At 59.5% G+C, this 15647-nt stretch carries 19 protein-coding genes; 13 read left to right on the top strand and 6 right to left on the bottom strand.

Going from position 1 to position 15647, the window contains the following annotated elements:
* Positions 1–165: 165 nt before the first annotated feature.
* Positions 166–573, bottom strand: coding sequence for a S4 domain-containing protein (locus LCH65_RS15795; protein WP_096107929.1), 408 nt, complete (start codon positions 571–573; stop codon positions 166–168).
* Between the two features lie 171 nt (positions 574–744).
* On the opposite strand from LCH65_RS15795, the gene LCH65_RS15790 reads away from it, so the two are divergent.
* From LCH65_RS15790 to LCH65_RS15760, 7 genes are all read left to right on the top strand, one after another.
* A complete protein-coding gene (locus tag LCH65_RS15790; RefSeq protein WP_003367569.1) occupies positions 745–1527 on the top strand; it encodes an EAL domain-containing protein in 783 nt (260 codons plus the stop codon).
* Between the two features lie 49 nt (positions 1528–1576).
* The gene (locus LCH65_RS15785; protein WP_170846052.1) at positions 1577–2020 is read left to right on the top strand and encodes an ATP-dependent zinc protease; all 444 of its coding nucleotides are present in this window, start codon (positions 1577–1579) and stop codon (positions 2018–2020) included.
* Positions 2017–2922: a 30S ribosomal protein S6--L-glutamate ligase gene (gene rimK, locus LCH65_RS15780; protein WP_003318100.1), complete on the top strand. Its 906-nt coding sequence runs from the start codon at positions 2017–2019 to the stop codon at positions 2920–2922. The genes LCH65_RS15785 and rimK overlap by 4 nt, the downstream gene beginning before the upstream one ends.
* Before the next feature lie 457 nt (positions 2923–3379).
* Complete coding sequence (gltP, locus tag LCH65_RS15775) at positions 3380–4711, top strand: glutamate/aspartate:proton symporter GltP (RefSeq protein ID WP_074809214.1); 1332 nt, start codon at positions 3380–3382, stop codon at positions 4709–4711.
* 91 nt (positions 4712–4802) lie between these two features.
* Positions 4803–5078: a hypothetical protein gene (locus tag LCH65_RS15770; RefSeq protein WP_003344493.1), complete on the top strand. Its 276-nt coding sequence runs from the start codon at positions 4803–4805 to the stop codon at positions 5076–5078.
* Between the two features lie 216 nt (positions 5079–5294).
* A complete protein-coding gene (locus LCH65_RS15765) occupies positions 5295–5543 on the top strand; it encodes a TIGR02647 family protein (RefSeq protein ID WP_003367562.1) in 249 nt (82 codons plus the stop codon).
* A gap of 182 nt (positions 5544–5725) precedes the next feature.
* Positions 5726–8572, top strand: coding sequence for a class I adenylate cyclase (locus LCH65_RS15760; RefSeq protein ID WP_226439608.1), 2847 nt, complete (start codon positions 5726–5728; stop codon positions 8570–8572).
* Between the two features lie 93 nt (positions 8573–8665).
* Here the strand turns inward: LCH65_RS15760 and rnk are convergent, their stop codons facing one another.
* From rnk to cyaY, 3 genes are all read right to left on the bottom strand, one after another.
* Positions 8666–9073: a nucleoside diphosphate kinase regulator gene (rnk, locus tag LCH65_RS15755; protein WP_044310514.1), complete on the bottom strand. Its 408-nt coding sequence runs from the start codon at positions 9071–9073 to the stop codon at positions 8666–8668.
* Positions 9074–9207: 134 nt separating this feature from the next.
* Complete coding sequence (locus LCH65_RS15750; protein ID WP_003318094.1) at positions 9208–9444, bottom strand: DUF1289 domain-containing protein; 237 nt, start codon at positions 9442–9444, stop codon at positions 9208–9210.
* Positions 9445–9446: 2 nt separating this feature from the next.
* Positions 9447–9779: an iron donor protein CyaY gene (cyaY, locus tag LCH65_RS15745; protein WP_002555818.1), complete on the bottom strand. Its 333-nt coding sequence runs from the start codon at positions 9777–9779 to the stop codon at positions 9447–9449.
* A gap of 237 nt (positions 9780–10016) precedes the next feature.
* On the opposite strand from cyaY, the gene LCH65_RS15740 reads away from it, so the two are divergent.
* From LCH65_RS15740 to LCH65_RS15715, 6 genes are read left to right on the top strand one after another with little or no spacing between them, the layout of a single operon-like run.
* A complete protein-coding gene (locus tag LCH65_RS15740) occupies positions 10017–10163 on the top strand; it encodes a lipoprotein (protein ID WP_002555817.1) in 147 nt (48 codons plus the stop codon).
* Positions 10164–10172: 9 nt separating this feature from the next.
* The gene (lysA, locus tag LCH65_RS15735) at positions 10173–11420 is read left to right on the top strand and encodes a diaminopimelate decarboxylase (protein WP_226439607.1); all 1248 of its coding nucleotides are present in this window, start codon (positions 10173–10175) and stop codon (positions 11418–11420) included.
* A 5-nt stretch (positions 11421–11425) separates the two neighbouring features.
* On the top strand, positions 11426–12256 hold the full coding sequence (gene dapF / locus LCH65_RS15730) for a diaminopimelate epimerase (protein ID WP_044310515.1): 831 nt from the start codon (positions 11426–11428) through the stop codon (positions 12254–12256).
* Positions 12257–12269: 13 nt separating this feature from the next.
* Positions 12270–13004 (top strand): DUF484 family protein, encoded by a 735-nt coding sequence (locus tag LCH65_RS15725; protein WP_003367552.1) that lies wholly within the window; start codon positions 12270–12272, stop codon positions 13002–13004.
* Positions 13005–13006: 2 nt separating this feature from the next.
* Positions 13007–13906: a tyrosine recombinase XerC gene (gene xerC / locus LCH65_RS15720; RefSeq protein WP_226439606.1), complete on the top strand. Its 900-nt coding sequence runs from the start codon at positions 13007–13009 to the stop codon at positions 13904–13906.
* Complete coding sequence (locus tag LCH65_RS15715; RefSeq protein WP_151342441.1) at positions 13899–14591, top strand: HAD family hydrolase; 693 nt, start codon at positions 13899–13901, stop codon at positions 14589–14591. The genes xerC and LCH65_RS15715 overlap by 8 nt, the downstream gene beginning before the upstream one ends.
* Before the next feature lie 70 nt (positions 14592–14661).
* Here LCH65_RS15715 and sutA read toward each other — a convergent pair whose 3' ends face one another.
* Positions 14662–14991: a transcriptional regulator SutA gene (sutA, locus tag LCH65_RS15710; protein WP_003367546.1), complete on the bottom strand. Its 330-nt coding sequence runs from the start codon at positions 14989–14991 to the stop codon at positions 14662–14664.
* 104 nt (positions 14992–15095) lie between these two features.
* On the bottom strand, positions 15096–15515 hold the full coding sequence (locus LCH65_RS15705) for a secondary thiamine-phosphate synthase enzyme YjbQ (protein WP_003367544.1): 420 nt from the start codon (positions 15513–15515) through the stop codon (positions 15096–15098).
* Between the last annotated feature and the right edge of the window lie 132 nt (positions 15516–15647).

Here is a 15647-nt window from a genome sequence, read left to right as displayed (position 1 = left end):
GTATCTGAAGTAATGACAATGGATGGCACGCGGCTGAGCAAACGCCGTCCGGCACTCGAAAGCGCCGTGGGCCATGCGGATTGACCGGCATTTTAGGAGCTATCCGGTGCGCTTCCAAGCTGGATGGCACTTCGGACTGATAGCCGGAGCTGCCCGGTGAGTGTTTCAGTCGTTGCTCTGGCTGGCGCGGAAACCGAAAAGCTCCCGGCGTTGCTTCTTGGTCGGCTTTCCGTCGGTGGTTACACCCAGGTTGCCGGCCTTGCGCTGAGCCGCCGCGCTCTCGCGTCTGGCGATGCTCTCGGGCGTCTCGTGATACAGCGTTTGAGCCTCCGGCGCGCCACGCCGAACGATGGATAATGCCTCGACCACCACCGTGCGGTCGTCGAAGCCCATGCGAATCTGAAACTCGTCACCGATACGCGGCTCCTTGCCGGGCTTGCAACGTTCGCCGCGACAGTGCACCTTGCCGCTTTCGATAGCCGCTTTGGCCAGCGCACGTGTTTTGAAAAAGCGCGCGGCCCAGAGCCATTTATCCAGGCGGACCTTATCGTCTTCTTCTGGCTTTTGCGCCATTTGAATTCCTCATCAATGTGACAGTCTGAACTTTACCAGGCCAGATAAACAAAGCGACGGCATACGCTCGCCCCCTTTTTCTGCGCCGCCATGAACATGAAGTAACCGATATGTGCTTGTCAAAAACAGCTATTCATCTTTTTATTGCCCCACACCTAAATGGAGCGCGACGTGACAGATTTTCCAACTTCGTTGACCGCCCCTAGAAAAGGGTGTGCTGGATGCACTGGCAGTCCAGAGCTGGATTTCTCGTTTGACTACGCCTATCAGCCGATCGTGAACCTTCACGACCAGTCGATTTTCGCCCATGAGGCGCTGGTTCGCGGGCCTAATGGCGAGGGCGCAATGTCAGTCCTGAGTCAGGTCACCGACCAGAACCGCTATCGATTCGATCAAAGCTGCCGCACCACCGCCATTGCTGGTGCCGCGAAACTGGGCATGACCGAGCGTCTCTCGATCAACTTCTTGCCCAACGCCGTGTATCGTCCCGAGCTGTGCATCCGCAGTACGCTGGAGGCCGCCAGGCAACACAACTTCCCTATCGAGCGTTTGATTTTCGAAACCATCGAAAGCGAGCATGTGAACAACAACGGTCATTTGAGCAACATTCTGCGCGAGTATCGCGAGTTCGGCTTCATGACCGCCATCGATGATTTCGGGGCCGGGTATTCCGGGCTGACGCTGCTCGCGGATTTCCAACCCGACCTGATAAAGCTCGACATGAACCTGATCCGCGACATTCACCGCAATCGCGCGCGTCAGTCCATTGTTCGTGGGGTTGTCACAATGTGTTCGGACTTGGGGATTAAGCTGATTGCCGAAGGTATAGAGCAGGTGGAGGAACGGGACTTTCTCGCCGACTGCGGCATTTCCCTGATGCAGGGTTATCTGTTCGCAAAACCTGCATTCAAAGCCCTGGCCCGGATAAGTCCCGAGGCCTGGCAGAAGTCTTGAGAAGTACGGAATCACATTGAAGACATTCGATCATCTGACAGTCATCGGCCTGCGCGAGTGGGTGGCGCTCCCCGATCTGGGGGTGGCAGGCCTGCGGGCAAAAATCGATACCGGTGCGAGCACGTCGAGTCTGCATGCCACGGAAATCGAACCTTTTGAACGCGATGGCCAGAAATGGGTGCGCTTCAACGCGCATCTTGGCACGGTGGTGCAGTTGCGCCATCGTCGCTGCGAGGCGCAACTGGTTGCCATGAAAACCATTAAAAGCTCCAACGGTCAGGCGCAGGTGCGTTATGTCATTCGCACCACGCTGGCGCTGGGTGATCGTATCTGGCCGGTGGAATTCACACTGGCCTGCCGCAAGTCGATGCGTTATCGACTGCTGCTGGGTTCCAAGGCTCTGATCGACGGCCAGCTGGTGGTCAATCCGGGCATAACTTACGTACAAGACAAGCCGGTGTTCCCGGCCTCTACTTCCTCAGGTGTTGCATGAAGATCGCTGTGCTTTCGCGTAATCCGCGTCTGTATTCCACCCGTCGTCTGGTCGAAGCTGGCATCGAGCGTGGCCATGAGATGGTGGTGATCGACACCCTGCGCGCCTATATGAACATCGCCAGCCACAAGCCGCAGATCCACTACCGCGGCAAACCTCTGGAGGGCTTCGATGCGGTGATCCCGCGCATCGGTGCTTCGGTGACTTTCTATGGCTGTGCGGTGTTGCGTCAGTTTGAAATGATGGGCGTGTTTCCGCTCAATGAATCGGTCGCCATTGCCCGTTCGCGGGACAAGCTGCGCTCGTTGCAACTCCTGTCACGCCGGGGGATCGGCTTGCCGGTCACCGGTTTCGCTCACTCGCCCGACGACATTCCCGACCTGATCCAGATGGTCAATGGCGCGCCGCTGGTCATCAAGGTGCTTGAAGGCACTCAGGGGATCGGCGTGGTGCTGTGCGAAACGGCCACGGCGGCCGAATCGGTGATCGAAGCCTTCATGGGCCTCAAGCAGGACATCATGGTTCAGGAGTACATCAAGGAAGCGGGCGGCGCCGACATTCGCTGCTTCGTGGTCGGTGACAAGGTCATTGCCTCGATGAAGCGTCAGGCCAAACCGGGCGAGTTTCGCTCCAACCTGCACCGCGGTGGCAGCGCCAGCCTGATCAAGATCACGCCTGAAGAGCGCATGACCGCGTTGCGTGCAGCCAAGGTCATGGGACTGAGCGTGGCGGGTGTGGATATCCTGCGTTCCAATCACGGCCCTCTGGTGATGGAGGTCAACTCCTCGCCTGGCCTGGAAGGCATTGAAGTGACCACCAGCAAGGACGTGGCCGGGATGATCATCGAGTACCTCGAGAAAAACAGCGGCCCGCACATGACCCGTACCAAAGGTAAGGGCTGACGGGTCCCGCACCCGTTCAGATTGCTCGGGCCGGCGTTCTGTCTGCGGACAGACTGGCCTGGGCTCTCAGCTACCGTACATCAGGTAAATAGGCCTGGTAGTCGAGTCCGGGTCTTTGTATCGCGTCTTTGTATCCGTATCCCCCTGTTCAGCTTAAGGCGACGTAATAGCCAGCTTCGCGCCGAATAGCCATCCTCCCGCGTGACATAAATCAACACATTTCTCCCGTATTTGTATGCCGATCATGCATGAGGTAGTCGTTTACGGCATTAGACGTATACGCGTGCCATGGGAATAGTTGCGACTTTTTTCGCCTGCTACAGAGCTGGGATGCTCGTCTGCGGTGACCTTCTCGGGACATTTCCAAAGGGAGCTTCTGCCCCGAAACTGCTGTGAAAAAGCAGCTCGGCGCATTGGTTTTGGACGTGCCCAAGCCACTTTGAACAAGGGTAATAATATGAAGAAGGCAAAGCTGAGTCTGGCCTGGCAGATTCTGATCGGACTGGTACTGGGTATCGCTGTGGGGGCGTTACTCAATCATTTCAGCGCAGAAAAGGCCTGGTGGATCACCAACATCCTGCAGCCCGCAGGCGATATCTTCATTCGTCTGATCAAGATGATCGTTATCCCTATCGTTGTTGCCTCGCTGATCGTCGGCATCGCGGGTGTGGGCGATGCCAAGAAGTTGGGGCGTATCGGTCTCAAGACCATCCTCTATTTCGAAGTCGTCACCACTATCGCGATTCTGGTGGGCCTGGTGCTGGCTAACGTGTTCCATCCGGGCACCGGCATCGACATGAGCACCCTGGGCACCGTTGATATCTCCAAGTATCAGCAGACTACGGCCGAGGTTCAGCACGATCACGCATTTATCGCGACTATTCTCAACCTGATCCCGTCCAACATCTTCGCTGCCATGGCGCGTGGCGAGATGCTGCCGATCATCTTCTTCTCAGTGCTGTTCGGTTTGGGGCTTTCCAGCCTGCAGGCCGAGGTCCGTGAGCCGCTGGTGAAACTATTTCAGGGTGTCTCGGAAACCATGTTCAAGGTCACTCACATGATCATGAACTACGCGCCGATCGGCGTGTTTGCCCTGATTGCGGTGACTGTCGCCAACTTCGGCTTCGCCTCCCTGTTGCCGCTCGCCAAGCTGGTGATTCTGGTTTATGTGGCCATCGCCTTCTTCGCCTTTGTGGTGCTGGGGTTGATCGCTCGTGCATTCGGTTTTTCGGTCGTCAAGCTGATGCGCATCTTCAAGGACGAGCTGATTCTGTCCTACTCCACCGCCAGCTCCGAAACCGTGCTGCCACGCGTGATCCAGAAGATGGAAGCGTATGGCGCGCCGAAGGCGATCTGCAGCTTCGTGGTGCCTACGGGCTACTCGTTCAACCTCGACGGCTCGACGCTCTATCAGAGCATCGCAGCGATCTTCATCGCTCAGTTGTACGGCATCGACCTGTCAATTGGCGCGCAGTTGATGCTGGTACTGACCCTGATGGTCACCTCCAAAGGCATCGCGGGTGTACCGGGCGTTTCCTTCGTCGTGCTGCTGGCGACCCTGGGCAGTGCCGGTATTCCACTGGAAGGCCTGGCATTCATCGCCGGTGTCGACCGGATCATGGACATGGCGCGTACCGCCTTGAACGTGATCGGCAATGCCCTGGCAGTGCTGGTCATTTCGCGCTGGGAAGGCATGTACGACGATGCCAAGGGCGAACGCTACTGGGAATCCCTGCCGCACTGGCGCAGCAAAGAGCCTGTGCCAATGGGCCAGCCGACAGCGGACTGATCTTCGCCAATGTACTGACAAACCCCGGACCTCCGGGGTTTGTTGTTTTCAGGTCGCCGGTTAGACTGCCTGTCTTACTTGAGGAGTGACCATGACCGACGACATCGATAATGACGAAGAAGACTTTGCTGCCTCGACCCTGATCGAAGCCATCGAAAACCAGATCGAAGCCGGTAATCCGCCTGCAGCCAGAGCGGTCTTCAACATGCTGACCCTGGTGAACTATGAGCGTGAGGATATTCTGGAGATGATGGCCCACGTGCTGGCTATCGAGATCGATGCCTTGCTGGAGCAGGACCGTCCGTTCGACACTCAATGGTATGAAGCAGCGCTGCGCGCCCTGCCCGACCTGCCGCCGGAAAAGTAATCCTGCGGTCCGAGCATGCCAGCAAGATATATGCTGCAAACACTTCAGACGCTGACTACACTGCAAATGCCCCGCTGCCGCTTGATCCTCCGGGGCCAAACGCCAAACCGGCTTTAACGGTCATCCAGAACCGACGAGCGCAGATCGGACACGTCGATTCCAGAGCACACCCACCAGCCGGTGAGGTCGTACTACTACAAAAAGTCTGGAGTACCTATGTCGTATACCCCTGAGTTGGTTGCCGAACTGGAAATCCTTGCACTGTTCAATCTGGGAAACACCCAGGAAGGCCTCAAAGTCCACCATGTAGCGGCACCCACGGCCGTCGCAGCAGCACAAAGACTCTTCGATAAAGGGCTGACGACCCAGGTCGATGGCGGTTATCTGACCAGCCTCGGGCTCGAGGCCGCCCAGCATGCCCAATCATTGCTGACCATCCTCAACGTCTCTAAACAAGCTGCCTGACAGGCGTAGGGCCTGCGCACAAAAAAGCGTGGCAGGCCCTTCACTTATTCGAGCGCCAGTCGATACAGGACGTTGGCGCCAGAATAACCATCCGACCGGATCCGCTTCCCTCGGCTGCAAACCTTCTCCGCCATCTTTCTCGGTAATTCCACGCCTGCACAGGCCAGATGCCTTGAGTTGTGATGACGCGTAATCCTGAAATTCGCCCCGACCTGGATGAGGGCATCGACCGCAAGGTTCTCAGCCAGCTGCGTAACCGTTTCCTGTCGCTCAACGACGGGCGATACGCGCGTGCGCTGGAAGGTATGTCGACTCGCCAGCAGAGCGTTCTGACCCTGCTGCCGCTGTTCTTTCACGTCAACCATCCGCTGTTGCCCGGTTATGTTTCCGGCAGCACGCCTGCTGGCGTTTCGCATTACGAGCCGGACACGCTGGCCCTGGCCGAGGCGCAGCGGCTGACACGCTCCTTCTCCTACAAGGCCCGGCACGGCAACCCGCCCCAGCCGATTCATGGCCTGTTTCTGATGGGCAGCCTCGGCACACTGGCTCAGGCTGAACAAAGCGATATGGATGTCTGGGTCTGCCACGACAGCGAGCTGGACCCGGAGGCTATCGCCGAACTGCGCAAGAAATGCCAGGCACTTGAAGCCTGGGCTGCGACGATGGGCGCAGAGGCGCATTTCTTTCTGATCGACCCACAGCGTTTCAAGAGTGGCGAGCGCGATTCGCAGCTCAGCTCGGACGATTGCGGGACTACTCAGCATTACCTGTTGCTCGACGAGTTTTATCGCACGGCGATCTGGCTCGCCGGGCGCACCCCGATGTGGTGGCTGGTGCCGGTCTATGAGGAGCAGAATTACGAGGATTACACCCATACCCTGCTGAGCAAGCGCTTCATCCGCGCCAGCGAGGTGCTCGATCTCGGTCCGATGTCGCACATTCCTCCGGCCGAGTTCATCGGTGCCGGATTGTGGCAGTTGTTCAAAGGCATCGAGTCGCCCTACAAGTCTGTGCTCAAGCTGCTGTTGATCGAGGTCTATTCCAGCGAGCATCCTCGCGTGCAGTGCCTGAGTCTGCGTTTCAAGCAAGCGGTGTTCGCCAATCAACTGGACCCGGATGAGCTGGACCCTTACGTGGTCGTGTACCGGCGTATCGAGGAGCACCTTCAGGCACGTAACGAGCCGGAGCGCCTGGAGCTGGTGCGGCGTAGTCTGTACCTGAAGGTCAACAAGAAGCTCACCGGGTCGACCCGCCTGCGCAACGTCGGTTGGCAGCGTCAACTGCTGGAACGCCTGACGACGGAGTGGGGTTGGGACGAGCGACAACTGGCGCTCCTCGACAGCCGCAGCCAGTGGAAAGTCCGCCAGGTGGCCGGCGAGCGCCGCGCACTGGTCAACGAGTTGAATTACAGCTACCGCTTTCAGAGCCGATTCGCCAAAACGCAAAGCACTGCCGATGCGCTCAACGCCCGCGACCTGACCATTCTGGGGCGGCGCCTTTATGCGGCTTTTGAGCGCAAGGCGGGCAAGGTCGAGTTCATCAACCCGGGCATCGCCCCTGACCTTGCCGAAGATACGCTGACGCTGGTGCATTCCCCCGATAAGCGCGAGCCCGGCAAGCATCAGTGGGCCTTGTTCAACGGCAATCTGGGCATTCATGAGTGGCCGAATTTCTCACCTATCAAACGCAGCCGTGAATTGCTTGACCTGCTGACCTGGTGCCATCGCAATACCGTGATCGACAGCACCACCCGCGTGGCATTGCACCCGGGCACCAGTGACCTGAGCGAGTTCGAGCTGTTCAACCTGATGGGCGCCTTGCAGCAGAGCATTCAACTGCCACTGCCCGAGGTCAGCGATGAGGCGTTGCTGATGCCCAGCACGCCCAGTGAGATCCTGCTGTTGATCAATGTCGGCGTCGATCCGCTCAGGCATCACCGCGACCTGAATATTCTGATGACCACCGAGCGCACCGACTCGCTCAGTTATGCGGGTGTCCGGGAAAATCTAGTGCTGACGCTGGACCAGATCACCCTCAATACCTGGAACGAAACCCTGGTCAGCCGCTACGACGGCCCGCACGCCCTGCTCGACTGCATGAGCGAACTGCTCGGCAGCCTGCCGCAGAGTGGTAAGCAGCCGCAGATTCACGTGCGCTGCTTCTGCCACAACCGCGCGCCCGCGATTGCCCAGCGTGTTGAAGAGCTGATCGGCACGGCGCGTTTGTTACTGGAGAGGCGGCTCAATCACCGTTACCTGATTCAGGTGCAGCAGCAGTATCACGTGCTGGAGATGAAGCCGGGTCAGATCGGACATGTGGTGGTCAACAGCCTGCCGGGTCTGTTCAAGTACCTGGGTGAGGAACTATCGTCCTACAGCCCGTTGCACTTGGACCCGCAGGCACTCGATGATCACGATCTGTCCCTGATCCTGCCGCTGGGTCAGCCGGAGTGCATTCAGGTGTTCTACCGGGTCAACGAGCCGGATGCTGACCTGTATGTACTCGACGAACACAATTCGCTCTGGCACCAGCGTCTGCCGTATCACGATGAACAAAGCCTGCTGGTGCCGCTGCAGCGCTTTCTTCATGCGCTGGTTTATCGCCGCGGCGCTTCATTGCCGCTGGATGATCCGTCCGCGCCGGTTACGCTGGAAACCCTTTACTATCAGATGCTGCCCTCCGGTGCAGGGCCTGCACGACGTGTCGAACATCGACTGGTGCCGATTGCAGTGGACAAGGCGTTTTACGACGTGCAGGCAATCATCGAGGAAACCTCGCCAGGGCAACTGAACGCCACCCTGTACTGCGACAACAGCGAGTTTTCAGAGCTGGAATACGGCGATCGACTGTACGCCGCCGTCGCGCAGCAAATCCTCGGCAAACGCCTGGAGCCCCAGCGCTATCGCTGTTACATCACCGACCTGGACCTGTCCGGTCTGCTGGACGGCAAGCACGGGCAAAGCATTCTCTTCCTGCGCCACAAGGCCGAACTGGAAAAGCTGCTGAACGAGGCGATGGATCAGGCCTGAAGTACGCTTGTCCTTCCTCGCGCGCCTATCGTTCCGCACGCTCTGCGTCCGCATCCTGGATGCGGACGCGCTCTACGGATGCGGCGCCTTCGATTACTCGTACTCGCCCGCCGCTTCCGGCTGATACTCCACTGCCAGCAAGGTCAGCTTCAGGGTCTTGCCGCCCGGTGCAGGCCAGTCGATGTGTTGGCCGATTTGCAGGCCCAGCAGCGCCGAGCCCATTGGCGCCAGGACCGAGACGGTGCCGTCCGCGCCCGCATCCTGTGGATAAACCAGCGTGAGGTGGTAGTCCTTGCCGCTGACTTCTTCGCGGCAATGCACACGCGAATTCATGGTCACAACGCCCGCAGGCACTTCATCGTGGCCAACCACCTGGTCGGCGCGGTCCAGTTCGGCCTGCAACGCCTGGATACCCGGCGTGTCTTCGTCCTGGCTGGCGATAAAGCTCTCAAGACGCTGTACATCGAGTCGGGTGAGGATGATCGAAGGTGCTGTGGTCATGGTCTGGGCAGACTCCTTTATTCTCCCTGATAAAACAAAACCCCACCAATTGGCGGGGTTTGACGAGCCTCCTGATCTGCAGAGGCATGGCCTGACACTAACACAGCGCAATAAATACACAACCCGACGCGGTTTCAGCCTGCGGCCTGATCAACCTCGGCGCGGGCTCGACGCTGATCGGCCTCATGGCGAATCTGGCGGCGGCGGTCGTCATCGGCCGAGCGCCATTCGCGGATGTCTTCGACATGACGGAAGCACCCCAGGCAAACCTTCTGCTCATCGAGCCGACACAGGCTGATACACGGAGAGGCTACTGCCGGGCTGACGTTGCTGAAAAGCGGCTTGGGCGGTCGAACGGGGGACTGGCTCACGATCAGATCTCGTCGAAATCCAGTTCGACGCCGGCTTGCTCAAGGGTGATGCGCGCAAGCATTTCGCTGAGCAGCTCATCACTGGTGTCGCATGCCCAACGGCTGTTCTCTTCGTCATAATCGAAATGAAAGCCGCCGGAGCGGGCTGCCAGCCACAGCTGACGAAGCGGCTCCTGACGACTGAAGATCAGTTGCGAGCCGTTTTCGAACTTGACGGTGAGGACGCCGGCCGAGTTTTCCAGATCGACATCCAGGCCGCTCTCGTCGAAAACATCTTCCAGCACCTGCTGCGTCGCATCGACGAGGTCGTGAAAACGGGCTTCGGTCAAACTCATTGCGGGAACCTCGATAAGTGTCTGCAAATAGCGCAGAGGGGCAAGATACGGACGCAGGCAGGCAAATGCAAAGCTTACTCATCATTGGCAACACACGATCGTATTAATCCGATCAACCACCGCTCTGCTGCGGCTTTCACGCCAAAGGCCCGCCAGACGGGACGCCGCTCGCATAGGCAAGGTGCCGGGTGGTCGGTATACTCGGGCGCAATTAATGCTTTTACAAAGGATTTCGCCATGAAGCGCCTGATCTCTTCGCTTGCTGCGCTTGTCGCGGTCGCTTGTCTTGTTACAGCCTGTGGCCAGAAAGGCCCGCTGTATCTGCCGGATGACACCAAGACCCCGGACGAACAAGCCAAATCGCAATCGCACAAGCACCTTTAAGGGACTCCAATGGACGCCTTCAACTACCGCGACGGTGAGCTGTTCGCGGAAGGGGTAGCATTGTCTGCCATTGCCGAGCGCTTCGGCACGCCGACCTATGTCTACTCGCGCGCTCACATCGAAGCGCAATACCGTGCCTACGCCGACGCGCTGAGCGGCATGCCGCACATGGTCTGCTTCGCCGTCAAAGCCAACTCCAACCTGGGCGTGCTCAATGTCCTGGCGCGCCTCGGCGCCGGTTTCGACATCGTCTCGCGTGGCGAGCTGGAGCGTGTGCTGGCGGCAGGTGGCAAAGCCGAAAAGATCGTCTTTTCCGGTGTCGGCAAGACCCGCGAAGACATGCGTCGCGCCCTTGAAGTCGGCGTGCATTGCTTCAACGTCGAATCCACCGACGAGCTGGAGCGCCTGCAGGAAGTGGCCGCTGAATTCAACGTTCGTGCGCCGATATCGCTGCGGGTCAATCCGGACGTGGATGCGGGCACTCACCCTTACATCTCCACGGGCCTCAAGGAAAACAAGTTCGGCATCGCCATTGCAGCGGCTGAAGACGTGTACATTCGCGCTTCGCAACTGCCGAACCTCGAAGTGATCGGGGTCGACTGCCATATCGGCTCGCAACTGACCACGCTCGAACCGTTCATCGATGCACTGGATCGTCTGCTGGACCTGGTTGATCGTCTGGGCGACTGCGGCATTCATCTGCACCACATCGATCTGGGTGGCGGCCTTGGCGTACGTTATCGCGACGAAGAACCTCCGCTGGCGGCCGACTACATCAAGGCCGTGCGTGAGCGACTGGCCGGTCGCGACCTGGGGCTGCTGTTCGAGCCGGGACGCTTCATCGTCGCCAACGCGGGCGCGCTGCTGACCCGTGTCGAATACCTCAAGCACACCGAGCACAAGGATTTTGCCATCGTCGATGCGGCGATGAACGATCTGATCCGGCCTGCCCTGTATCAGGCTTGGATGGATGTCACGGCGGTGCGTCCGCGTGACAGCGAACCTCGTGCGTACGACATCGTCGGGCCGATCTGCGAGACCGGCGATTTCCTCGCCAAGGGTCGCGAGCTGGCGCTGGCCGAGGGCGATCTGCTGGCCGTTCATTCAGCCGGCGCCTATGGCTTCGTCATGAGCTCAAACTACAACACCCGTGGCCGTGCCGCTGAGGTGCTGGTCGACGGTTCCCAGGCTTTTGAAGTGCGTCGTCGCGAAACCGTGGCCGAGCTGTTCGCTGGCGAAAGCCTGCTGCCGGAGTAATCCCCATGCTGCTGCGTTTTACCAAGATGCACGGGCTGGGTAACGACTTCATGGTCCTTGACCTTGTGAGTCAGCACGCGCATATCTTGCCCAAGCACGCCAAACAATGGGGCGACCGCCACACCGGTATCGGTTTCGATCAGCTTTTGCTGGTCGAGGCGCCGAACAACCCGGATGTGGACTTTCGCTATCGAATCTTCAATTCCGACGGCTCCGAAGTCGAACAATGCGGCAACGGCGCGCGCTGCTTTGCCCGTTTTGTACTCGACAAGCGTCTGACGGCCAAGAAGCAGATCCGCGTCGAGACCAAGAGCGGCATCATCGAACTGGATATCCGCAGCGACGGGCAGATCAGCGTCGACATGGGACCGCCAAGGTTTGTCCCCGAAGAGATACCTTTCGAAGCAGCGGAGCAGGCCACCTGTTACACCGTTGACGTCGACGGACAGAGTATCGAAATGGCGGCTGTGTCCATGGGCAATCCGCATGCCGTGCTGCGGGTCGATGACATCAATAACGCACCGGTGCATGAGCTGGGGCCGAAGATCGAGCATCACCCGCGCTTTCCGGCCCGGGTCAATGTCGGCTTTCTCCACGTTGTGGACCGTCAGCGGGCGCAGTTGCGTGTCTGGGAACGCGGCGCCGGGGAAACCCAGGCGTGTGGAACCGGTGCCTGTGCGGCGGCTGTCGCTGCTATCAGTCAGGGCTGGATGGATTCGCCACTGCTGATCGACCTGCCCGGAGGGCGCCTGTCCATCGAATGGGCTGGGCCGGGACATTCTGTCATGATGACCGGCCCCGCAGTCAGGGTTTATGAAGGCCAAGTTCGTCTTTGAGTGAGTAAGTACCATGACCGATCAACCTCCCGCTTCAACAGGCACCCCCTGCGAATCGCCTGTCGATAGCGCAGCGCCAGACCTTGAAGCAGAGGCGGTCATCGCCTTCCTGCTCGAGCACCCGGACTTCTTCGCCGAGCACGACGAGCTGCTGGTGTCGATGCGCATCCCGCACCAGCGTGGCGACACCGTTTCGCTGGTCGAACGTCAGCTCAAGCTGCTGCGCGAGCGCAATATCGAAATGCGCCATCGCCTGTCGCAATTGATGGACGTCGCACGGGACAACGACCGCCTGTTCGAGAAGACCCGACGCCTGAACCTCGCGCTGATGGATGCGACCAGCCTGGACGAGCTGGTCATCGCCGTCGAAGACAGCCTGCGTCAGGACTTTCAGGTGCCCTTCGTCAGCCTGATCCTGTTCAGCGACAGCCCGATGCCCGTGGGGCGCTGGGTCAGCGGTGCCGAAGCACAGAAAGCCATCGGCGGCCTGATTGGCGAGAAGATCATCTGCGGCGCCCTGCGTGAGCATGAACTGGCGTTTCTGTTTGGTGCAGAGCAGGGCAAGGAAGTCGGTTCGACCGCCATCGCCAGCCTCAATCATCTGGGCCTGCATGGCGTGCTGGCCATCGGCAGCCGTGATCCGCAGCATTACAAAAGCTCGGTTGGCACCCTGTTTCTCAGCTATATCGCCGACGTGCTGAGCCGCCTGCTGCCGCGCTTCGCCCACTCATTACGCTCGGTTCGCTAGCCATGGAACAGCATCTGGACGCCTACTGCATGCACCTGCGCAGTGAGCGCCAGGTGTCACCTCACACGCTGGAAGCCTACCGGCGCGATCTGGGCAAGGTTCTGGCGTATTGCCAGAAGGCCCGGTTGTCGAGCTGGAGTGACCTCGATATCCAGCACCTGCGCAGCTTCACTGCCCGCCAGCACCAGCAGGGCCAGTCCTCGCGCAGCCTGGCGCGGATGCTGTCGGCGGTGCGCGGCTTCTACAAGTACCTCAATCGCGAAGGCATCTGCCAGCACGACCCGGCAAACGGCCTGTCACCGCCCAAGGGCGAGCGGCGTCTGCCCAAGACCCTGGACACCGACCGCACCGCACAATTGCTGGACGGCGGCGTTGAAGATGATTTTCTGGCGCACCGTGATCAGGCCATTCTGGAGCTGCTTTACTCATCAGGGTTGCGATTGTCCGAACTGACCGGCTTGAACCTCGATCAACTGGACCTGCGCGACGGTCTGGTGCAGGTGCTGGGGAAGGGCAGCAAGACCCGCGTATTGCCTGTGGGCAGCAAGGCGCGTCAGGCACTGGAAGTCTGGTTGCCGTTACGCGCCCTGACCCATCCGCAGGACGATGCGGTATTTGTCAGCCTGCAAGGCAGGCGCCTGGGCCCGCGCGCGATTCAGGTGCGACTCAAGGCGGCCGGTAAGCGAGAGCTGGGGCAGAATCTGCACCCGCACATGCTGCGTCACTCCTTCGCCAGCCATCTGCTCGAATCGTCACAGGACTTGCGCGCCGTGCAGGAATTGCTGGGTCATGCGGATATCAAGACCACGCAGATATACACGCACCTGGATTTCCAGCATTTGGCTACTGTTTATGACAGCGCCCACCCCCGAGCCAAACGTAAAGGAGCTGCAGATGATTAAGCTGGTGACGTTTGATCTTGACGACACGCTCTGGGACACCGCTCCTGCCATTGCCGGTGCCGAGGTCACATTGCGTGACTGGCTGGGCGAACACGCGCCCAGGCTGGGGGCGGTTCCTGTCGAGCACCTGTGGGAAATCCGCTCGCGTCTCGTGGCTGAAGACCCGTCCTTCAAGCACCGCATCAGCGCCTTGCGCCGCCGCGTGCTGTTCCATGCACTCGAAGATGCCGGTTACGACCCTGACGTGGCACAGGACCTGGCCGACCGGGGCTTTGAGGTCTTCCTGCATGGCCGCCATCAGGTGCAGATTTTCCCTGAGGTGCAACCGATGCTGGAAATTCTTGCCAAGACCTTCACGCTGGGCGTGATTACCAATGGCAATGCCGATGTGCGTCGTTTGGGACTGGCAGACTACTTTGCCTTCGCGCTGTGCGCCGAGGACCTGGGCATCGGCAAGCCTGACCCGGCGCCGTTCGTGGAGGCGCTACGCCGCGCAAGGGTCGATGCCGGCTCGGCGGTGCATGTCGGCGACCACCCCAGGGACGATATCGCAGGCGCCCAGCAGGCTGGCATGCGCGCCATCTGGTACAACCCGCAGGGCAAGGCCTGGGATGCGGATCGACTGCCGGATGCCGAGATCCACAACCTGTCGCAACTGCCCGAGGTGCTGGCGCGCTGGGCCTGAAAGCGCACTGACAGGCGCGCATAGAAAAGCCCGCAGCGACGGCGGGCTTTCCTCATACAGCCATGCAGCCTCAGATAGGGCGGCTACCGTATTTGTTGTCAGGCTTCTTGGGCGGATCGGCGACCACGTTGGCCTCCACTTCCTGCACCTTGCCGCCACGCGCCAGGAATTCTTCCATGGCACGTGCCAGCGCATCACGTTCCTTGTTCTTGGCTTCTACGCTGGGCAGTTCATCGACCGAGACAGCAGCCTTGGCCTTGCCTTTTGCGGGTGCCGCCGGAACGTCGGAATCGTCTGGTTCGGCTGCTTCGTCTTCCGGTGAGGCAGCTGCGAGACCATCGTCTTCTTCGCCGTCCAGATCGTCTTCCAGATCATCCTTAATATCGTCGTCGTCGCTCATGTTGTACCTCATGACTTGCGAAAGCTGATTAGTTATAGCCCAACCGCCCGGAAATGCTAAGGCGATCGGAAAAATTCAACAACCGCTGATCTCAGCGGTGATGTCTACTCACCCTGAAGGGTGGCCAGGACGTTACGAGATCCACCAGCGTCTCGATGTTCGCCCAAGTAAATACCTTGCCAGGTGCCCAGCGCCAGTCGCCCAGCCGTAACCGGCAACAGCAACTGGCAGCCCAGCAGACTGGCCTTGAAATGCGCTGGCAAGTCATCAGGGCCTTCGTCGTCATGTTCGTAGCCGTCCACGCCCTGGGGCACCAGACGGTTGAAAAAACGCTCAAAGTCGCGACGTACCGCCGGATCGGCATTTTCGTTGACGGTCAACGAAGCCGAGGTATGTTGCAGCCATACATGCAGTAGACCGACACGACAATCGCGTAATGCGGGCAAACCCGCGACTATCTCGTCAGTCACCAGATGGAACCCGCGGGGCCTGGCCCGCAAGGCAATCCTGGATTGATGCCACATACCGTTCTCCGCACCTTCGGCGCGCATTCTAACTCGACTGAGAAAAAAGCAAAGCGCGCAATAAACCGGCTTCCCTGCAAGTTGACGAAGACTGTCGCAACCTCGTTACCTGCGCTGCGTCACGGTGCCGAA

Origin of the sequence: Pseudomonas sp. MWU16-30316 (genome assembly GCF_020515645.1) — a bacterium.
Classification (GTDB): Bacteria; Pseudomonadota; Gammaproteobacteria; order Pseudomonadales; family Pseudomonadaceae; genus Aquipseudomonas; species Aquipseudomonas cerasi.
The sequence above is the reverse complement of the archived record's forward strand: the minus strand, read 5'-3'. Positions and strand labels throughout refer to the sequence as shown.